We start from the raw sequence: 19,830 nt of genomic DNA, 5'->3' as shown, positions 1-19,830 counted from the left end.
TCTTTATCTCGGCGGCAGCATCGCGTGGACGGAAAAGACCGGTTTTCGCGACGATGCCCGCGGGGCTCGGGCTTCTCGGCGGCAATGAAGCGGCGAGACGCCTGTTCCGGTGCGCGACGCCATGGCTCAGACGGGGCCGGTGCGCCGGGACCTGGCGTTTTATTGCGCATTCGGCGCGTGCGCGCCGGATTCGGCATGAACGATGCGACGGCTCGGCACGGATCCGCGAGCGGGCGGCGGGGATCCGGGTTCGGGATTTCGCGTACGGATCCTCGACCGGCTGCGGGCCTCGGTGAGCCGTCCCATGGTCGACCGCTTGCGCATCGCGATCCTCACGCACTCGACCCTTCCGCGCGGCGGCGTGGTCCACGCCCTTGCGCTCGGCGAAGCCCTGTGTGGGCTCGGCCATGAGGCAGTGGTCCACGCGCCCGACCCGACCGGGCGCGGCTTCTTCCGCGACGCGCGCTGCCCCGTGCTCTCGGTGACGGCCAAACCGGTCGCCGAGCCGACCGTGGCGCTGGTCCGGTCCCGGATCGCCGACTATCTGTCGCATTTCTCGACGCCGGCGGCCTGCGATTTCGACGTATTCCACGCTCAATGCGGGATCAGCGGCAATGCGCTGGCGACGCTGACCCGCCGCCGCCTGATCCCCGGCTTCGTCCGCACGGTCCACCACATCGATACGCTCGCGGACCCCCAGCTTAGCCAGTGGCAGGACCGGGCGATCCTCGATGCCGGACGGTTGCTCTGCGTCAGCCGGAGTTCGGCCGAAACCCTCGCGGCGGAGTACGGCGCACAGGCCGAGATGGTCGGGAACGGCGTCGACGGCACGGTCTACACGTCCGATCCGGCGCCCGGCGATCCAGACCTTCGACGCCGCATCGGGCTCGGGGCCGGCCCGGTCTTCCTGAGCGTCGGCGGCTTCGAGGCGCGCAAGAACACCCTGGCGATCATCGAGGCGTTCGCGCGCCTGCGTCGGCATATCCCCGCTGCGCAACTAGTCGTGGCCGGCGGCGGCTCGCTTCTCGACCATGCCGGCTACGAGGCCCGATGCTGCGCCGCGTTGGAACGCGAGGGCCTGGAGGTCGGGCCGGGCAAGCCGGTCATCCGGACAGGTCCGATCGCACAGGGCGACATGCCGGGCCTCTACCGGATCGCCGACACGCTGGTGTTTCTCTCGGTCGGCGCGGGCTACGGCCTATGCGCCCTTGAGGCGATGGCCTCCGGCACACCCGTCATCGTCGCGACCCAGCCGGCCAGCGCCGACGACCCCGCCCCCGGGGAGGCGCTGCCGGTCGAGCCCGACGATCCCGACGCGCTCGCAGCGGCCATGCGGGCGAGCCTGGAGCCGTCCCGGCGCGTCCGCCTGCGCGCCGGCGGCCTGGAGGTCGCCCGGGCCCACGGATGGGAATCCTGCGCCGCCCGGCACCTGGAGACCTACGCGTCCCTCGTCCCCGGGACCGCCCCAGCGGCGACGATCGCCACGGGATCCGCCGCCTGGAATACGACCCGGATCCCCGGCGATGCCTGAGATGCGCTTCCATATCCGCTGGCCGGATGGCAGCCGCGACGCCTGCTACTCACCCTCTCTGGCGATCAAGGATCATCTCGCCGTCGGCCAGGATTATGCCCTCGACGAGTTCCTGGCCCTGACCCGCCTCGCCCTCAGCAGCGCCAGCGAGCGGGTGCGCGCGCGCTACGGCTTCCCCTGCGGCCGGACGGAGGCGTTGCTCGGGAGGCTCGAGGAGACCGCGCGCCGCCAGGAGCCCGGCACCGTCCATGTCGAGGCTTTCGAGGAGTGAGGTTTTCGGCGCGGACGCTCAGCACACGGACAGGCAGTCCCGCCCCACGCTTATCCGTGGCGAACGGACACAGCCGAACGCCGGACCCGCCCGCGTTGTCCCCAAGCCTGCTCCCATCGAACCCCGCTCCCGTCGAACAAAGCCCGCGCGATGATCATCCGGACAGCCACGGCCATCCTGCTGTTGGCGGTTCCCGCCGCGGCGCAGACGCGCCCGTCGAGCACCGCCATGACCTGCCAGCAGACCGCCCGTCTGGTCCGGGCCAACGGCGCCCTCGTCCTCGGTACCGGCGGCCAGACCTACGACCGCTTCGTGCGGGACCGATCGTTCTGCGCCGTCACCGAGATCGCCCGGCGCGCGTTCCGCCCGACCCGCGACAACCCGACCTGCCTGATCGGCTACACCTGCTACGAGCCCGGTGCCGACGACTGGCCCGGCGAGGGGTTCTAGCCCGGGCAGGCGCGACGCCGGCCCCTCAGCGTCCGGCCCCTTCCAGCGCCACGATCACCCGGCGATCCCCGCTCCGGCGCGTGAACCCCGCCGCATCAAGGTGCTCCAGGAGCGGGATCGAGAATTTCCGCGAGATCCCGAGGGCGGCTCCGGCTTCTCGGGCCAGGAAGCCGGCCTCCGGCGTCGTTGCGTTCGGGAACGCCTCCGTCAGCCGCGTCCGGGCCACCGCCACCGATTCCCGGTGGAACAGCACTGCCCGGCGCTGAACCCGGTCGATCGCGCGGATCACGGTTCCGGCGCCGACTAAGTAGGTCAGCGCCTCGCGCCGGCGGACATCGCGGCCGACCGCCTCGCTCTCGTCGGGCGGATTGAGGCCGGCCCGGCGGAACAGCTGTTCGAGCTTGCGGGCGGTGTCGCTCTCGTTGCGGGCCGGGTCGAAATCGGACCGGCGCCACAGCGCGCCGGCTTGGACCGTGCCGCCGGTGCCGGTGAGATCGCGCAAGACCAGCCCGGTCAGGGCTTCCGGAAGCGACAGAATCTTGGCGAGGCGTTCGAGCGCGATGCCGTGCTCCATCGGGTTGTCCCGGTGATGCTCGGAGAGTGCCGCCATCGTGGCGGTGCGGAGCGCAGCGAAGGCCGGAGCCCCGACGAAGCGGTCGCCGACTTCCCGGGCGCCCGAGGCCGCGAGCATCTGCCGGACCCGGTCGATGCCGGTGCCGGCCGCGCGGGCGAGGTCCGGAAGCGTCGCGCCGGCCGCCCCGGCCTGGGCCAGGCGGATCGCCACGGCGTCGGTGGGCTTGCCCGACGCCAGGGCCTTGAGGTCGGCGAGCACGCGGGCTTCGTGCCGCCGCCGCCGCCGGCTCGCCGGATCGAGCACGTGACCGCCGGCCACCGTGGCGGCCGGTGAGTCGAGACGCAGCACGAACGGTTCGCGGGCCGGCACGCTCACCGGCTCGGCGAGATGCAGCTGCGCCGGCGCGGTTGCCCCCGGCTCCAATGCGTCGCGGTCGAGCAGCCGCAGGCGGGCCTCGACCTCGGTGGTGCCGAACAGTAGCCGGCAGGCGCTGCCGCCCGCGAGCGCCGAATCCGCGTTCGCGGTGGCGGTCAGCGCGACATCGAGCCATTGCGACGGGGCCAACAGGCCCGGCACCGAGAGGGCGTCGCCCCGTGCGATCTCGTCCAGGCCGATGCCGCGCAGGGCCACCGCCGTTCGCCGTCCGGGCTCGGCGCGCTCGACCGGGCGACCGTGGATCTGGAGGCTGCGCACCACGGCGCTGCGGCCGCCCGGCACGATCTCCAGGGTGTCGCCGACCGCCAGCGCGCCCCGCCGCAACGTCCCGGTCACCACCGTGCCGAAGCCCGGCCGGGTGAAGACCCGGTCCACCGGCAGGTACGGGAAACCGTCATCGCGTCCCGGTTCCGCATCCGCCAGCAACCCGGCAAGCGCCTGGGCTAGGTCCGACAGCCCGGCGCCGGTCAGCGTCGAGGTGGCGATCACCGGCCCCGACTCGATTCCGGCGCGGGCGGCGGCGGCGGCGATCTCGGCGGCGCGCGCGGCGATGACCTCGGGGGTGGCCAGATCGGACTTCGTCAAGGCCAACACGCCGCGCCGGACGCCGATCAGCCGGGCGATCTCCAGATGCTCGACCGTCTGGGGCTTGATGCCCTCGTTGGCATCCACCGCCAGCAGCACGGCACGCATGCCGGTGGCGCCGGAGACCATGGCGCGGACGAAGCGCTCATGGCCGGGCAGATCGACCAGGTCGATCTCGCCCTCCTCGCTCGCGAGCAGCGCGAAGCCCGGGACGATCGACACCCCGCGATCCCGTTCTTCCTTCAGCCGGTCCGTCTCCACTCCCGTGAGCGCCCGGACCAGGGCCGTCTTGCCGTGATCCACATGCCCGATCACACCGACCAGAAGTGTTTTCAAGGGAGCCACCGACCCGACGATTTCCGCGGCGCGACCGTCCACGCAAGGCGCACCGCACTGAAAGACTTGGGATTCCGTCTCGCTGGCACGGCGTCGTGCGGTTCGCCGCCGAACGGACGGAGCCGGGGCGCAGGAGGCAGATCAATTGTGGACAATCGGTCTTGGCACGACCTCCCGATTTGGGAAAGCATAAATTTGGAGCGGTTCAAATACCGCCGCACGAACCGGGAAGCGGCCGGTGGCCGGATCTCGGATTTCCAGCCGCTTCCAATTGCAACGCCGGCATGAGCGGCCCTAGATCAGTTGACGCGACGCTCGGTTGCAACCCGGATGACGCCACGCCGAGTTATGAACCGGACGTTTGGAAGAGGAGAGCATGACCGAGACCGATAGCCACGCTGTGGCAGCCCCCCGCGAGATCGAGCTGAAGCTCGATTGTGCAGGCCCCGACCTGACCGCGCTGGCGGCGCATCCGAGGCTTCAGGGGGCCGAAGGCTCCGAGCCCGAACACCTCGTGACCACCTACTACGACACATCGGCGCAGGATCTGCGCGCCGCCGGGCTGACCCTGCGGGTCCGAGCCAAGGGCGGCCGCCACATCCAGACCGTGAAGGCCGGCAAGGGCGGCGTCGGCCTGTTCGACCGGGCCGAGTGGGAGACCGAGATCGCCGGTGAAACCCCGGATCCGGCGGCCTGGGCCGAGACCGCGGCGGAGAAAGTCCTGCGCAAGGCGGATGCACCCCTGGAGAAGCTGTTCTCCACCGTGGTCACCCGCCGGGTGGTCCCGGTGGAGCAGGGCGCCTCGCGGATCCTCGTCACCCTCGATGAGGGCCGGGTCGAGAGCCTGGCCGGCGCAGCGCCGCTCTGCGAACTGGAACTTGAGCTGGCCGAGGGCGAGGCCGCCGACCTGTTCGCCCTGGCGCAGATCCTGGCCGAGACCGTGCCGCTGCGCCTGAGCGCCACCGCCAAGAGCGCCCGGGGCTTCGCCCTGGTGGACGGGACCGGACCGTCCGTGGTCAAGGCCGAGCCGGTCGAGCTGCCCGAGGGCGCGAGCGCCGGTGACGTCTTCCGCCAGGTGGCGCGCGCTTGTCTGCGTCACCTGCGCCTCAACGAGACCGTCTTCCTGGCGAGCCACGCCCCCGAGGCCCTCCACCAGATGCGCGTGTCGCTGCGGCGGCTGCGCTCGGCGCTGTCGCTGTTCGCCCCGATGCTGGAGGCCGATCCGCGGGCGGCCGGCTTCGGCGATGAGATCAAGCGCGTCACCGAACCGTTCGGCCACGCCCGCAACCTCGACGTGTTCCTCGGCCAGACCCTGCCGCGCCTGGTCAAGGACCGTCCGGACGATGCCGATCTCGACGCCTTGCGGGACCTGGCCGAGACCGAGCGCGCCGGCGCCTACGATACGATGCTGGCGATCCTCGAAAGCCCGCAATGGCGCGGGCTGATCATCGACTTCGCCGGCTGGGTCGAGGCCGGCGCCTGGGCCGGGCAGGACTCCGCCGCCGAGGATGGCGCCGCCTTCGCCGCGCGGGTTCTGGACCGGGCGCGCGAGCGGTTGAAGAAGCGTGGCCGCGGCTTGAGGAAGCTCGATCCGCATACCCGCCACCGGGCGCGGATCGCCGCGAAGAAACTCCGCTACGGCGCCGAATTCTTCGCCGAGCTGTTTCCGAAGAAGAAGGCTCGCCGTCGCCAGGACAAGTTCGGCGCCGCGCTCTCGGACCTGCAGGATCATCTGGGCACGCTGAACGACCTGGAGACGGCCCGGTCGATGGTCGAGAGCCTGGGCGGCCCGCCGATGCCCGGACCGGACGATGCGAGTACCCTGGACCTGCTCGCGGCGGCCGCTGCGGCGCGATCCGAGCTGCTCGACGTCAAGCCGTTCTGGCGCTGAGGTCTTTTGCCTAGCACGCTGGCCAGGCGTGACAAAAAGTGCCGGATCCGTGCCGAGTCGAACGACGATCCGGCACGGATCTCGCGACGCGCTCTCGACCGGAACGCGGCCGATCGGCCGGTCTTCGCGGGAGAAACGGCGAGGAGCACGAATGGCCCACGCCTACCGATTCGGGATCGAGGAAGAGTTCTTTCTGGCCGATGCCCGCACCCGCGGCTCGCCGCGTGCCGGTCTCAAAGCGTTCCACGCCGCCGTAAAGGCTCGGCTCGATACCGCCGAGCGCGAGCAGCTCCAGTGCCAGATCGAGATCGCCTCGCCCCCGACCGCCGAGACCGCGGAGGCGCGCGCGCATCTGGCCGGACTGCGCCGGGGCCTCGCCGAGATCGGTGCCGAGCGCGGCATCCTGCCCTTTGCCGCCGGGACGCATCCGACCGCCCGGTGGCGCGACCAGAGCGCCACCGACAAGGCCCGCTATCACGGCATCATGTCCGACCTGCGCATCGTCGGGCAGCGCAACCTGGTTTGCGGGCTGCACGTCCATGTCGAGGTGCCGGATCCCGACGCCCGCATCGACCTGATGGGGCGGCTGCTGCCGTTCCTGCCGGTTCTGCTGGCGCTCTCGACCTCATCGCCGTTCTGGCAGGGCGAGCGGACCGGCATGGCCGGCTACCGGACCCGCGCCTACGCCGAACTGCCCCGCACCGGCCTGCCCGAACTGTTCGCCGACGCGGCCGATTATGCCCGCTACGTCGACGTGATGACCCGGAGCGGCGCCATCGCGGATGCAACCTTCCTGTGGTGGCAGCTGCGCCCGTCGCTGAAATACCCGACGCTGGAACTGCGCGTGGCCGATAGCTGCACGCGCCTCGACGACGCCATCTGCATCGCGAGCCTGTTCCGGTGCCTGGTGCGCCGGATGGTCCGGGACCGCACACTGAATGCCGGGATGACGGCTGCGTCCCGGGGCTTCATCCGGGAGAACCTGTGGCGCGCCGAGCGCGACGGCGTGCAGGCGACGCTGATCGACGAGGCCCGCGCGCAGGCCCTGACCATGGCCGAGATGGTCGAGGCCCTGCTCTCCGAGACGGCCGAGGATGCCGAGGCTCTCGATTGCGCGGAAGCCTGTGCACAGGCTCGGACCATCGTGGCGGAGGGGGCGAGCGCCGACCGCCAGGTCGCCATCTTCGCGGCTTCACGCAAGCGCGGCGCCCGGGAGCGCGAGGCGCTTTCAGCGGTGGTGGATCATCTCGCCCAGGAGACCGCCGTGGAAGAGACCGCCGCCGGAACGGCAGACGCGGTTGGGGCCACCCGCGCACCGTCCCGACGGCGTTGAACAGGAACCGGGCCCACCCGAGGGGGGGATGGCAGGCCCGGGATCCGTCGGACCGCGCTGGGGACGCGGTTGAATTCACGATTCTCACACGCGTGTTGCCGGAGAATTTCTGGATCACGGCACATCCGAAATTCCAGCTGCCGAACCTACCCGCGTCGCGTTGACCGCATGCCCTCCGGCACCTTCCTTCCGCACGGCACTCTGCTATCCCTCGCGCTCCGGCGGACAGTCTCGAATATTCGGCATGAGCCTTCTGAGCGATATTTTCGGCCGTGTCGGCCGCACCGTGACGGCCTATGCCGGCGACAAGACCCTGATGCTCGCCGCCGTCTCGGCCGCGGCCAACGTCATCGTGGCCGATGGCGAGGTGGCGAGTGAAGAGTTCGACGCGGCCCTGCACGGCCTGCGCGCCGATCCGGTCCTGGAGAAGGGCTACGACGCGTTGATGCTGGAGACGGAGCTGTACGAGGGCATCGCCCGGGCGCGTACCCGCCTCGGCCGCGCCGAGAATCTGCGTCACGTCGCGGCGATCATCGAGCGGCCGGGGAGCCAGCGCGAGAACGTCTTCCTGATCGCCGCCGACGTGGCCGACCAGGATGGGATCAGCGGCATCGAGGCGACCGCCTTGGGCGAGATCGCCAGCGCCCTGCAGGTCGATGGCGAGGGGCTGCTGCGCGCCAATCCCGTGCGACGGCCCCCGGTCTGATCCCGCCGGCTGGCATCGCCGTTGCTCCGGGCTGGCGCATCGCCCGATAACCGGGCTCGAAGATCTTGCCGCACGGCGTTGCGCCGTGAGAGGACCCGCCATGGCTGAAACCAATCCGAGCAAGACCGATAACCTGCGCGCCAACGGCGGGCGCCTCTGGGCCACGATCCTGGAGACGGCCGCGTTCGGCGGCACGCCGGCCGGCGGGATCAACCGGCTGACCCTCTCGCCGGAGGATGCCCGGGTGCGCGACTGGTTCCGGGAGGCTTGCGAGGCCGCGGGGCTCACCGTCTCGGTTGACGGGCTCGGCACGCAATACGCTCTGCGGCCGGGGCGTGACATGAGCCGGGCGCCGATCGCGTTCGGCTCGCATCTCGACACGCAGCCGACCGGCGGCAAGTTCGACGGCGTGCTCGGGGTCCTGGCCGGGCTGGAGGTGATGCGCAGCCTGAACGATGCCGGTATCGAGACCGAGACGCCCCTGATGGTGGTCAACTGGACCAACGAGGAGGGCTCGCGCTTCGCCCCCGCCATGATGGCCTCGGCCGCCTATGCGGGCGAATTCACCACGGACGAGATCCTGGCCAAGCGCGACGCGGCCGGCATCAGCGTCGCCGAGGCCCTCGACGCGATCGGGTATCGCGGCGGTGAGGCGGTCGGCGCGCGCGCGATCGGTGCCTTCGTCGAGCTGCATATCGAGCAGGGCCCGATCCTGGAGGCCGAGGGCAAGACCATCGGGGTGGTCGAGGGCGGCCAGGGCATCATGTGGTTCGACGGGGCGATCACCGGCTTTGAGAGCCATGCCGGCACCACGCCGATGCCGCGCCGCCGGGATGCGCTTTTGGCGCTGTCGGAGTTCGCCCTCGCGGCCGAGCGGATCGCCCTCGCGCACGCCCCTTCGGCGGTAGCGACGATCGGCGAGGCTACGATCCTGGCGCCCTCCCGCAACGTCGTGCCGGGCCGCGTCGCGTTCACGCTGGACGTGCGCGATCCGCGCTCGGCCACCCTCGACGCCATGGAGGCGAGCTTGAGCGAGGCCGCCACCGCAATTGCCGAGCGGCGCCGGGTGGAGATCGCGCTGACCCGGATCTGGCGCAAGGAGCCGGTGCCGTTCGATCCGGCGATCGTCGCCGCGGTCGATGAGGCGGCCCGGAGCCTCGGGCATCCGCGGCGCCGGATCATCTCGGGGGCCGGGCACGACGCCTGCAACCTGGCCGCCAAGGTGCCGACCGCGATGATCTTCGTGCCGTGCAAGGACGGCGTCAGCCACAACGAATCGGAATCGGCCACCGCGGACGACTGCGCGGCCGGCGCCGATGTTTTGCTGCAGACGGTGCTGCGCCTCGCCAACGCGCCCCGGGCGGAACAGCCCGCCCGATGATCTTCGCCCCGTGCATCCAAGAGCGCCTCGACGCGCTGGCGGCGATCACCGCCGAGCCGGGCACGATCACGCGCTTCTACCTGACCCCGGAGCAGGCGAAGGCCGAAGCCCTGGTGGCGGGCTGGATGCGCGAAGCCGGCATGAGCGTGCGGCACGACGCCGTCGGCAACCTGATCGGCCGCCTCGAAGGGCCGGAGCCCGGCGGCCCGGCGCTGGTCGTCGGGTCGCATCTCGATACCGTCCGCAACGCCGGCCGCTACGACGGACCGCTCGGCGTGATCACCGGGATCGCCTGCGTCGAGGCTCTGGCCCGCGACGGGATCCGCCTGAGTCACGCCCTGGAGGTGGTGGCCTTCTCGGATGAGGAGGGCGTGCGCTTTGCGGCCACGCTCACCGGCAGCAATGCCTTCGCCGGCCGTCTCGACCCGGCGGCGCTTCGCGCGACCGATGCGGACGGGATCACGGTCGCGGCGGCGATGCGGGTCTCCGGGCTCGATCCCACGGCAACCGCTTGCGCGGCGCGCCGGCCGGACGAAATCCTGGGCTACCTGGAACTGCATATCGAGCAGGGGCCGATGCTCGAAAAGGCCGGCCTGCCGGTCGGGGTCGTCACGGCGATCTCCGGGGCCAGCCGCCTGGAACTCACCCTGACCGGCGAGGCCGGCCATGCCGGCACCGTCGCCATGAGCGAGCGGCGCGATGCCCTCGCAGGCGCCGCGGAATGCGTGCTCGCCATCGAGGCGCGCTGCCGCGACGCGGCGCATCTCGTCGGCACCGTCGGCCGGATGCACGTCCATCCCGGGGTGGGGAACACGATTCCCGGCTCGGTGCGCTTCTCCCTCGACCTGCGCGCGCCCGACGATGCCCAGCGCCTCGCCGCGCTGGCCGACATCCGGGCGGCCTGCACGGAGATCGCGGAACGCCGCCGGCTCGATCTCGGCGTCGAACCGACGCACCAGGCCGCAGCGGTGCCGTGCGATCCCAGCCTGACCGCCCTGATCCGCGACGCCATCACCGCCGAAGGCCTGCCCGTCCTGGCCTTGCCGAGCGGCGCCGGCCATGACGGCATGGCAGTGGCGGCCATCGCGCCGATCGCCATGGTGTTCGTGCGCTGCCGGGGCGGTATCAGCCACAACCCGGCCGAGTTCGCGAGCGCGCCGGATATCGAGGCCGGGGCGCGGGTTCTGCTCGGGGCGATCAAAGCATTTTCCGCCACGCGGCGCGAGGTTTGAGCGCAATCACCGAAATGCGAACCGTTCATCGCCGCGACGCCTGCCGCGGGTTGTTCATCGCATCTCGGCTGCATACTGTCGCGCTATGGGCGAAGACGATCGAACAGCCTGGGATGACCGCAAGAACGATCTCAATGTTCGTCGGCATGGAATCGATTTTGCTGCCCTACGGGAGGTTTTCGACGGCCGGTTCGCGCTGACACGGGAGGACACTCGGCGAGATTACGGCGAAAGACGTTTCAATACGCTCGTGGCCTTGAACGGTGTTATCTTGAACGTCACGTTTACGCCGCGGAACGGCAAGCGACGGATCGTCTCCGCGCGAATCGCCAACCGCAGGGAGAGGCAGCTTTATCATGCCCGCCGGCAAGAGAGCTGACGCCGTGCCAGATCGGACCGATTGGGATCGCCTGCGTTCGATGTCGGAGGCGGAGATCGAACGACTCGCGTCCGAGGACCCGGACAATCCTGCGACCCGTGCGGACGCGGAATGGGATGATGCGGTCGTCGGCCTGCCGCCGCTCGACGCTGAAGCGCCGGCTCGTCCGGCCAAGCGTGAGATCCATGCGCGCTTCGACAGCGATGTCGTGGCCTTCTTCAGGAGCGGCGGACGCGGCTATCAGGACCGGATGAACGCGGTGTTGCGCCGTCACATGGAGACGCAACTCGGCAAAAAGGCCGACGGCTGAACCGCGAATCGCTGACCGAGATCGTGCGGCGTGCGCACGGTGCTGGGCTCGACTGCAGTGGGTGTACGCCACCAAAAAATCCCGTACAGACGCGCCATGAGCGCGCAATCCCACCGCGACGCCCGGGGCCGGCCGCTGATCGCGGTGACGGGCATCGGCGTCGTCTCCTCCCTCGGACAGGGCCAAGCCGACACCTGGGCGGCCATGAGCGCGGGCCGGTCCGGCATCCATGCCATCGGCCGGTTCTCCACCGAGGGCCTGCGCACCCGCATCGCCGGCACGGTGGATTTTCTCGATACCGAGCCGCTGGTGGCACCGCTCCTGTCCGAGCGCTTTGCCGCGGAGGCCGCCGAGGAGGCGGTCGCGCAGGCCGGCATCGGCACGAAGGGCGATTTTCCGGGGGCGCTGTTCATCGCGGTCCCGCCGGTGGAGATGGAATGGCCGCAGCGCCAGGCATTGGCCGAGGCCGCTGGCGGCGAGGGCGACGTCGACTATGCCGGCCTGCTCCGAGCGGCGGCGACCCGGCGCTTCGACGCCTGGCACGACTTGTTCATCTTCGGCACGGTGGCCGACCGCATCGCCGAAAGGTTCGGCACCAAGGGCTCGCCGATCTCATTGTCCACCGCCTGCTCGTCGGGCGCCACCGCGATCCAGCTCGGCGTCGAGGCGATCCGCCGGGGCGAGACTGCAGCGGCGCTCTGCATCGGCACAGACGGCTCCGTGAACCCGGAATCGCTGATCCGGTTCTCCCTGCTCTCGGCGCTGTCCACCCGCAACGACGCGCCGGAGGAGGCGTCCAAGCCGTTCTCGAAGGATCGGGACGGCTTCGTGATGGGCGAGGGTGCGGCCGCCCTGGTCCTGGAGGATGCCGAGGCTGCCGTGGCCCGGGGTGCCAAGATCCTCGGCTACGTGCTCGGCTGCGGCGAGAAGGGCGACGGCTTCCACCGCACCCGCTCGAGCCCCGACGGGGCGCCGGTCATCGCGGCGATCCGGGCCAGCCTGGACGATGCCGGGCTGGGACCCGAGGCGATCGACACGGTCAACGCCCACGGCACCTCGACCCCGGAGAACGACAAGATGGAGGCGTTCGGGCTCGCCGCGGTGTTCGGCGACCGCGCCCCGTCCCTGCCGGTGACCTCCAACAAATCGATGATCGGGCACACCCTGACCGCGGCCGGCGCCATCGAGGCGGCGATCTCCCTGCTGACGATCCGGAACGGCCGGATCCCGCCAACCATCAACCACCGCGTGCCGGATCCGGCGATCGGCCTCGACGTGGTCGAGACCGCCCGGGACCTGCCGGTGCGCACCGTGCTGTCGAATTCCTTCGGGTTCGGCGGCCAGAACACCTGCCTGGTGTTCGGGGCGGAGCCGGCGTGAACGCGGAGAGCACCGCCCGCCGCGTCCTCGTCACCGGCGGCGCTTCCGGTGTCGGCGCGGCGATCGTGCGCGCGCTGGCGGGTGCCGGCCACGCGGTCGATTTCACCTACCGCTCCTCAGTCGAGGCGGCCGAGGCCCTGCTAGCCGAATTGCGCGCGACCTATCCGGACCGCAGCTTCACCGGACATGCTCTGGACCTCGCCGACAAGGCGGCCCTCGACGCCTTCTGCGCGGCGGCCGAGGATGCCGGCTATCACGGCCTCATTCACAATGCCGGCCAGCCGAGCGATGCGCTGGCGGCGATGTTCGACCAGGACAAGGCCGAGACGGCCATGCAAGTGAACTTCTTCGCGTTGACCCGCCTCGCCAAGGCGCTGGTCCGCCCGATGACCCAGGCACGCACGGGCCGCATCATCGCCATCGGCTCGGTGGCGGCGCTCCGCGGCAATGCCGGCAACGCCGCCTACGCGGCGACCAAGGGCGCGCTGATCGCCTATTGCCGGACCCTCGCGATCGAGACCGCCAAGCGCGGAGTCACGGTCAACGTCATCGCCCCGGGCTTCGTCGACACCGCCATGATGGCCCGCTACGCCGCCCACCGGGCCGGAATGGAGCGCCAGATCCCCGCCGGCCGGTTCGCTCGGCCCGAGGATGTCGCCGCGCTCGCCGCGTTCCTGATGGGCGATGCCGCCGGCTACATCACCGGGGCGGTGCTGCCGGTCGACGGTGGGCTGACCGCGATGATGGGCGTCCACCGCACCTGATTCTTTTGTGATTGCGTGTCTCCATCGCAGGCTCACGGCTCTCGCCGCCGCCGTGATAAGTCCCGAGACCGGAATTCCCTCATACGCGCCCTGCCTGAGCGACATGCCGATGCGCGCCCGCCTCGCCCTCCTCGCCGGACTCTGCTTTGCGGCGCTCCTCGTCCCGGGCGGCGCCGATGCCGAACCGGAATCGTACCGGATCTCCGGGCTGCCCCCCGGCGAGCCCCTCTCGATCCGCGCCGAGCCGGACGCCGCTTCCGAGCAGGTCGGTGAGATCCGCAACCGCGCCCTGGTCTTCGGCTGCACCAACGATACGCCGAGCCGGACAACCTGGTGCCGGGTCAAGGCCGGACGCGCCGTGGGCTGGGCGCGGCGGCGCTACCTGGCGCCGGAACAATGAGAGACAGTATGCAAGCCCTTCAGCTATTCGGCGACCGCGACCTGCGCCTCACCGAGGTCGAGGCCCCCGCCGCCCCGGGGCCGGGCGAGGTGCGGATCCGCATCCGCGCGGTTGGGCTCAACTTCATCGATGTCTGGGGCTTTCGCGGCATGGCCTTCGCCAAGCGTAGGATGCCGCTGATCGTCGGTGCCGAGGCGGCGGGCGTGGTCGAGGCGGTCGGGACTGACGTCACCGCCGTAGCCCCCGGTGATCGCGTGGTGCCCTACGGGGCGATGACCTGCGGGCAGTGCCGCGCTTGCCGCGAGGGCCGCGACAACCTCTGCGAGGACGTGTCCGGCGTGATGGGCTTCCACGTCGACGGCTTCGCCCGCGAACTGGTCAACATGCCGGCCCGCCTGGTGGTGAAGGTGCCGGACGGGGTCAGTGACACCGACGCGGCCTGCGCCGGCATCGCCTTCGGCACGGTCCAGCACATGCTGTTCGACAATGCCCGGCTGGAGCCCGGCGAGAGCGTGCTGGTCCATGCCGGCGGGTCCGGCATCGGCACCGCGGCGATCCGCATGGCCAAGGCGATCGGCTGCACTGTCTACACGACGGTCGGCGACGACGAGAAAGGCCGGAAGGCGGCGGAGCTCGGCGCCGACCACGTCATCAACTACCGGACCGAGCGGTTCGAGGGCGAGGTCCGGCGGCTGACCAAGCGCAAGGGCGTCGACGTGGTGTTCGAGCATGTCGGCGCCGATACCTGGAACGGCTCGCTGCTGTGCCTGAAGCGCGGCGGCCGGCTGGTGACCTGCGGCTCGACCTCGGGCGTCTCGGCGACCATGAACCTCATGCAGCTGTTCCAGCAGCAATACCGCATCACCGGCTCGTTCGGCTGCGCGCTGGCCAACATCGGCCAAGCCCTCGACAAGATGGCCCAGGGCATTCGCCCAGTGGTGGATACGGTCTACCCCCTCGGCGACTTCGCGCAGGGGCTCGAACGGCTCGAATCCCGCAAGGTCTTCGGGAAGATCCTCGTCAGTCTCTGACGCTTCACCCTCGGTCCAAGGCCGGCCGCTGCCCGTCCGGACCTTGCGCTATCGCACCGCGGCAGAGATCGGTTAAGCTTCGCCTTTCACGCGAATTGCCGGGCCTGCCCGCATCGTGCCCGGGAATCCATCGTGCTGCGCCTCGCCCTCATCCTTAGACGATCCTTCCCGCGGCTGGCGGGCTTCGCCATGATCCCGCTGATCCGCGGCCTGGTGTTGCTGGCGCGCACCCTCGGGCCGGGTCGCTCGACGGCTTTGGGCGCCGCGCTCCTGCGCACGATCGGGCCTCTGTTGCCGGCCCATCGCACCGCGATGGCGAACCTGCGCGCTGCGTTTCCGGATAGGCCGGAGGCGGAGCGCAGGCGGATCGCCCTGGAGGCCTGGGACAATCTCGGGCGGACCGGTGCGGAATACGCCCATCTCGATTCCCTATTCGACTTCGATCCCGACGCCCCCGGCCCGATGCGGACGGAGGTCGCCGGGATCGATCACTTCGCCGCCCTGCGCGACGACGGCCAGCCGGGGCTGATCTTCTCCGCCCATCTCGGCAACTGGGAACTGCCGGCGATCTGCGCGGCGCGGTTCGGCCTGGACGCGACCGCCGTGTTCCGGCCCCCGAACAATCCCGCCGCCGCCCGCCTCGTGCAGGAGGTCCGCCGGCGCTCCATGGGCGGGCTGGCCGCCTCCACCCCGGGCGCCGTCTTCGCGATGCGCGACGTGGTCGAGAATGGCGGCCATCTCGGGCAGTTGATCGACCAGCATTTCACCCGCGGTGTGGTGGTCGACTTCATGGGCCGGCCGTGCCTGGCCAACCCGCTGCTCGCCAAGCTCGCCCGGCACTACGATTGCCCGGTCCACGGCGTCCGCGTCGTCCGGCTGCCGAAGGGCCGGTTCCGGCTGGAGCTGACGCCGCCCCTGGATCTGCCGCGCAACGCCGATGGGGTGATCGATATCGCCGGCGCGATGCAGGCGATGACCGCGGTGGTGGAGGGCTGGGTGCGCGAGAATCCCGGCCAATGGTTGTGGATGCACCGCCGCTGGCGACCGGACATGTTGCCTAAAGCGAGAATGGCTAGAAATACATCACAACCGATAGTAGAAAATCCTCAAGCCAACGTGATTTCACACACGGCATCGCAGACGCTCTGATGGTCCGATGATCCATCGGCACCGCGCCCGTACCCGGTCCGGCGACATCCGCGCGCTTAGCGCGGCCGCATTGCTGTGCGCCATCGCGCCTTCGGCCCAAGCACGTGCCGAGCCGGTGCGTGCCGTGGTCGAGCTGTTCACCAGCCAGGGTTGTGGCGCCTGCCGGGGGGCGGATCCGATCATCCGCGATCTGGCTCACCAGCCCGGCGTGGTCGCGCTGACACTGCCGGTGACCTACTGGGATTATCTCGGCTGGAAGGACACCCTGGCCCTGCGTCCGCTGACCGAGCGCCAGCGTGCCTACGCGCGGGTCCATGGCGGCCGGCAGGTATTCACGCCGCAGGTCGTGGTCGATGGCAGCGGCTTCGCCGTCGGCTCCGACCGCGTGGCTCTGGAGCGGCTAATGCGCGAGGCGACGCAGCGCGGGGGATTGCCGATCCCGGTCCGCGGCGAGATCCTGGGAGACCGGATCACGGTCGAGGTCGGCGCCGCACCGGACGTGCGGGCCGAGACGCGCGGCGAGGTCTGGCTGGTACCGGTGCTGCGCAGCCGCGCCATCGCGATCCAGAGCGGCGAGAATGGCGGCCGCACCACGACCTACGTCAACGTCGTACGGGGCATGCAGCGCCTCGGAACCTGGACCGGCCAGCCGACGCGCTTCGACGTGCCCCGCACCCTCGCCCAGATCGCCGAGGCCGACAGCTGGGTGATTTTGGTCCAGGGCGCCGCGGAGGGCAGGCCCGGCCGCATCCTCGGGGCCGCCAAGGGGCCGGGCCTGTAGGATCGGGTGACTAATCCAGGGTGATCGGGTCCAGGGCCCGCCGGCCCTCCCGGCGGCGGCGTTCGTTCGACGCCCGCGCCAAGCCGCCGAGTTCCGCGTCCAGGCGCTCGGACGAGCGCCCGACCAGGCCGATCGTCGCGTCGAGCCCCCGGCTCAGCAGTGCCACGCTCCCGGTCACGCCCGCGACGAGCACGCGATTCGCGACGTGACCGATCCAGTGAAAAATCCGCATTGTCGGTGTCTGGCCTTCACGATTTGTGCGATGCGGGATGCACCGTGTCCCGTCCGCAGATAGCGCGGACCGGTCGGCGCCCGCTGCGACCGAACGCGGCATCGAACCGCCGAGGCGGCCGGCTCGTTGCCTGCGTGAGGCCGTCCGCCGGACCGCGTGGGCGCCCAGCACCGAGTGTCGGCCATGCGGCGACGCCATCTGCTTTCCGGGATGCTCGCCGCCCTGTCCCTGGTCGGCCGGCGCGCCGCCGCCGCGGAGACCGGGGTCGACGTCCTCCTCGTGCTCGCCGTCGATGTCTCGCTCAGCATCAGCGCTGAGCGCTTGGCGCTGGAGCGGCGGGGCTACGCCGAAGCGTTCAGCGACCCGCGCGTCCTGCGGGCCATCGCCGAGGGCAAGCGCGGGCGCATCGCGGTGGCTCTGTTCGACTGGGCGGGGCCCGGCGAGCAGCAGGTCGCGGTCGATTGGATGGTCATCGCCTCGGCCGCGGATGCCGCCGCCTTCGCGGCGCGGCTCGCCGCGGTGCCGCGCCCGTTCTACGGCCGGACCGCCATCGGCTCGGCGATCGGCTTCGCCGCCATGCTGCTCGACCGCTCGCCCTACGCCGCCGAGCGGATGGTGATCGACATCTCCGGCGACGGCACCGGCAATTCGGGCCGGTCGATCGCCGAGGCAAGGGACGCCGCGGTGGCGGCGGGCATCACCATCAACGGTATCGTGATCCTCACCGACCCCGCCGGGATGCCGGGCTACCTGAGGGAGCACACCAATCCCCCGGGCGGCCTGGCCGCCTATTACCGGGAGACCGTGATCGGCGGCGAGGGCGCCTTCGTCATGACCGCCGAGGGCTTCGAGGCGTTCGGCCGGGCGCTGATCACCAAGCTGGTGCGCGAGATCTCCTGACACCCGACGACAACCGGCCGTCCGCGTCACCCGCGCTGCTCGCGCCCTGCGTGCAGGGACGCTAGGTTCTTCGCGCACGTGCCCGGCGAGGCGCGGCCCAGGGAGGAACCACGATGCCGATCACGGCCGACACGCTGTCCGCCTATCCCGTCATCACCCTGCGGCCGGATGACGGCGTTGTGGTCGCCCGCGCCGCGATCGAGCCGGGCACGCCGGTGGCCCCGGGCGTCATCGCCGCCGAGCGGATCCCACCCGGCCACAAGGTCGCGGTCCGCTCGCACCGCTCGGGCGAGGCGGTGACCAAATACGGGCAGATCATCGGCTTCGCCAAAGACGACATCGCCGCCGGCCGCCACGTCCATATCCACAACCTCGGCATGGGCGAGTTCGCCCGTGACTACGCCTTCGGGGTCGATGCGCGGCCGACCCGGCTGATCACGCCGCCGGCCACCTTCCAGGGCATCCGCCGCCCGGACGGGCGGGTGGCGACGCGCAACTATGTCGGCATCCTGACCTCGGTGAATTGCAGCGCCCATGTCGCCGACCTGATCGCCGACGCGTTCCGGCGCCACCCGATCCTCGGCCTCGATCCGCTCGCCCCCTATCCGAATGTCGACGGCGTGGTCGCGCTGACCCACAAGACCGGCTGCGGCATGGCGATGGGCGAGCCGTTGCGGCTCCTGCGCCGGACGCTCGCGGGCTATGCCCGGCACGTCAACTTCTCGCACATCGTGATGATCGGGCTCGGCTGTGAGGTGAACCAGATCGGCGCCTTCCTGGAGGAGCAGGGCCTGGGCGACCGGATCCGCAGCATGAACATCCAGTCGCTCGGCGGCACCCGCAAGACCGTCGAGGCCGGAATCGCATTCGTCACCGGCATCCTGGCCGAGGCCAACGTGGTCCGCCGGGAGACCGTGCCGGCGAGCGAGCTGATCCTCGCCCTGCAATGCGGCGGCTCGGACGGCTATTCCGGCGTCTCGGCCAACCCGGCGCTGGGGATCGCCAGCGACCGCGTGGTCGAGAACGGCGGTACCGTGATCCTGTCGGAGACCACCGAGACCTACGGGGCCGAGCACCTGTTCACCCGCCGGGCCGTGAGCCCGCAGGTCGGCCAGAAGCTCGTCGACCTGATGCGCTGGTGGGAGGACTACACCCGCCGGGAGGGCTCGGAGATCGATGCCAACCCGTCGCCGGGCAACAAGGCCGGCGGCCTGACCACGATTCTCGAGAAGTCGCTCGGCGCCATGGCCAAGGCCGGCAGCACCAACCTGGTCGACGTGATGCGCTACGCCGATCCCGTCACCGCCAAGGGCTTCGTGTTCATGGACACCCCCGGCTACGACCCGGTCTCGGCGACCGGGCAGGTGGCCGGCGGGGCCAATCTCGTGTGCTTCACCACCGGGCGCGGCAGCGTCTTCGGCTGCAAGCCGTCGCCGTCGATCAAGATCGCCACCAACTCGGCGATGTACCGGCGGCTGGAAGAGGACATGGACGTCAATTGCGGCACGATCCTCGACGGCGAGGAAACGGTTGAGCAGGCGGGCCAAAGAATCTTCGAGCTGATCCTGCGGGTGGCGAGCGGCGAGCGGACCAAGAGCGAGCAGTTCGATTTCGGCTCCTCGGAATTCGCACCGTGGCAGCTCGGCGCGACGGTTTAGAGCATCATCCCGAAAGCTGGCTTCCTGCTTTCGGAAAAAGATGATGCAGAGTCATAGGAATTGATCTTCGCCTTGGATCCAACGTTCGAGACGACGCTCTTACGTGACGGCGCCGGTGCCG

Annotated in this window: 20 protein-coding genes; 18 read left to right on the top strand and 2 right to left on the bottom strand. The window is 70.6% G+C overall.

Annotation, left to right across the window (positions count from 1 at the left end; all coding sequences use genetic code 11):
- Positions 1 to 304 precede the first annotated feature (304 nt).
- From MKL09_RS28565 to MKL09_RS28555, 3 genes are all read left to right on the top strand, one after another.
- Positions 305 to 1,531: an MSMEG_0565 family glycosyltransferase gene (locus MKL09_RS28565; RefSeq protein ID WP_244025342.1), complete on the top strand. Its 1,227-nt coding sequence runs from the start codon at positions 305 to 307 to the stop codon at positions 1,529 to 1,531.
- Positions 1,524 to 1,802 (top strand): MSMEG_0570 family nitrogen starvation response protein, encoded by a 279-nt coding sequence (locus tag MKL09_RS28560; RefSeq protein WP_244025341.1) that lies wholly within the window; start codon positions 1,524 to 1,526, stop codon positions 1,800 to 1,802. The genes MKL09_RS28565 and MKL09_RS28560 overlap by 8 nt, the downstream gene beginning before the upstream one ends.
- A 150-nt stretch (positions 1,803 to 1,952) precedes the next feature.
- On the top strand, positions 1,953 to 2,252 hold the full coding sequence (locus MKL09_RS28555; protein WP_244025340.1) for a hypothetical protein: 300 nt from the start codon (positions 1,953 to 1,955) through the stop codon (positions 2,250 to 2,252).
- 25 nt (positions 2,253 to 2,277) lie between these two features.
- Here the strand turns inward: MKL09_RS28555 and selB are convergent, their stop codons facing one another.
- Positions 2,278 to 4,224 (bottom strand): selenocysteine-specific translation elongation factor, encoded by a 1,947-nt coding sequence (selB, locus tag MKL09_RS28550; RefSeq protein WP_244025339.1) that lies wholly within the window; start codon positions 4,222 to 4,224, stop codon positions 2,278 to 2,280.
- A gap of 334 nt (positions 4,225 to 4,558) precedes the next feature.
- On the opposite strand from selB, the gene MKL09_RS28545 reads away from it, so the two are divergent.
- The 13 genes from MKL09_RS28545 (at position 4,559) to MKL09_RS28485 (ending at position 16,919) form a co-directional block, all read left to right on the top strand.
- A complete protein-coding gene (locus MKL09_RS28545) occupies positions 4,559 to 6,073 on the top strand; it encodes a CHAD domain-containing protein (protein ID WP_244025338.1) in 1,515 nt (504 codons plus the stop codon).
- A 151-nt stretch (positions 6,074 to 6,224) separates the two neighbouring features.
- Positions 6,225 to 7,406, top strand: a complete 1,182-nt coding sequence (locus MKL09_RS28540; RefSeq protein WP_244025337.1) for a carboxylate-amine ligase — start codon at positions 6,225 to 6,227, stop codon at positions 7,404 to 7,406.
- A gap of 244 nt (positions 7,407 to 7,650) precedes the next feature.
- Positions 7,651 to 8,112 carry a tellurite resistance TerB family protein gene (locus MKL09_RS28535; RefSeq protein ID WP_244025336.1) on the top strand — a complete coding sequence of 154 codons (462 nt, stop codon included), beginning with the start codon at positions 7,651 to 7,653 and terminating at the stop codon, positions 8,110 to 8,112.
- A gap of 100 nt (positions 8,113 to 8,212) precedes the next feature.
- The gene (locus tag MKL09_RS28530) at positions 8,213 to 9,493 is read left to right on the top strand and encodes a Zn-dependent hydrolase (RefSeq protein WP_244025335.1); all 1,281 of its coding nucleotides are present in this window, start codon (positions 8,213 to 8,215) and stop codon (positions 9,491 to 9,493) included.
- Positions 9,490 to 10,725, top strand: coding sequence for an allantoate amidohydrolase (locus MKL09_RS28525; protein ID WP_244025334.1), 1,236 nt, complete (start codon positions 9,490 to 9,492; stop codon positions 10,723 to 10,725). Before MKL09_RS28530 ends, MKL09_RS28525 begins: the two co-directional genes overlap by 4 nt.
- Positions 10,726 to 10,810: 85 nt before the next feature.
- Complete coding sequence (locus tag MKL09_RS28520) at positions 10,811 to 11,104, top strand: BrnT family toxin (protein WP_244025333.1); 294 nt, start codon at positions 10,811 to 10,813, stop codon at positions 11,102 to 11,104.
- Positions 11,082 to 11,414, top strand: a complete 333-nt coding sequence (locus MKL09_RS28515) for a BrnA antitoxin family protein (RefSeq protein ID WP_244025332.1) — start codon at positions 11,082 to 11,084, stop codon at positions 11,412 to 11,414. The genes MKL09_RS28520 and MKL09_RS28515 overlap by 23 nt, the downstream gene beginning before the upstream one ends.
- 96 nt (positions 11,415 to 11,510) lie before the next feature.
- Entirely contained in the window at positions 11,511 to 12,794 is a 1,284-nt protein-coding gene (locus MKL09_RS28510; protein WP_244025331.1) for a beta-ketoacyl-ACP synthase, read from the top strand.
- Positions 12,791 to 13,558 (top strand): SDR family NAD(P)-dependent oxidoreductase, encoded by a 768-nt coding sequence (locus MKL09_RS28505; protein WP_244025330.1) that lies wholly within the window; start codon positions 12,791 to 12,793, stop codon positions 13,556 to 13,558. Before MKL09_RS28510 ends, MKL09_RS28505 begins: the two co-directional genes overlap by 4 nt.
- A 109-nt stretch (positions 13,559 to 13,667) precedes the next feature.
- Positions 13,668 to 13,958: an SH3 domain-containing protein gene (locus MKL09_RS28500; protein WP_244025329.1), complete on the top strand. Its 291-nt coding sequence runs from the start codon at positions 13,668 to 13,670 to the stop codon at positions 13,956 to 13,958.
- 8 nt (positions 13,959 to 13,966) lie between these two features.
- Positions 13,967 to 14,989 carry a zinc-binding dehydrogenase gene (locus tag MKL09_RS28495; RefSeq protein WP_244025328.1) on the top strand — a complete coding sequence of 341 codons (1,023 nt, stop codon included), beginning with the start codon at positions 13,967 to 13,969 and terminating at the stop codon, positions 14,987 to 14,989.
- A 132-nt stretch (positions 14,990 to 15,121) separates the two neighbouring features.
- Positions 15,122 to 16,138 carry a lipid A biosynthesis lauroyl acyltransferase gene (locus MKL09_RS28490; RefSeq protein WP_244025327.1) on the top strand — a complete coding sequence of 339 codons (1,017 nt, stop codon included), beginning with the start codon at positions 15,122 to 15,124 and terminating at the stop codon, positions 16,136 to 16,138.
- Between the two features lie 7 nt (positions 16,139 to 16,145).
- Complete coding sequence (locus tag MKL09_RS28485; protein ID WP_244025326.1) at positions 16,146 to 16,919, top strand: DUF1223 domain-containing protein; 774 nt, start codon at positions 16,146 to 16,148, stop codon at positions 16,917 to 16,919.
- 10 nt (positions 16,920 to 16,929) lie between these two features.
- Here the strand turns inward: MKL09_RS28485 and MKL09_RS28480 are convergent, their stop codons facing one another.
- Positions 16,930 to 17,151 (bottom strand): hypothetical protein, encoded by a 222-nt coding sequence (locus tag MKL09_RS28480; RefSeq protein WP_244025325.1) that lies wholly within the window; start codon positions 17,149 to 17,151, stop codon positions 16,930 to 16,932.
- Between the two features lie 183 nt (positions 17,152 to 17,334).
- Here MKL09_RS28480 and MKL09_RS28475 point away from each other — a divergent pair, with 183 nt between their 5' ends.
- Together MKL09_RS28475 and MKL09_RS28470 are read left to right on the top strand one after the other, a co-directional pair.
- Positions 17,335 to 18,051: a DUF1194 domain-containing protein gene (locus MKL09_RS28475; RefSeq protein ID WP_244025324.1), complete on the top strand. Its 717-nt coding sequence runs from the start codon at positions 17,335 to 17,337 to the stop codon at positions 18,049 to 18,051.
- Positions 18,052 to 18,185: 134 nt separating this feature from the next.
- Complete coding sequence (locus MKL09_RS28470) at positions 18,186 to 19,709, top strand: UxaA family hydrolase (protein WP_244025478.1); 1,524 nt, start codon at positions 18,186 to 18,188, stop codon at positions 19,707 to 19,709.
- Positions 19,710 to 19,830: the final 121 nt, after the last annotated feature.

The sequence above is a fragment of the Methylobacterium sp. J-048 genome (assembly GCF_022829515.1).
Classification (GTDB): Bacteria; Pseudomonadota; Alphaproteobacteria; order Rhizobiales; family Beijerinckiaceae; genus Methylobacterium.
Note: the sequence above shows the minus strand (reverse complement) of the source record. Positions and strands in the feature narration are given on the sequence as shown.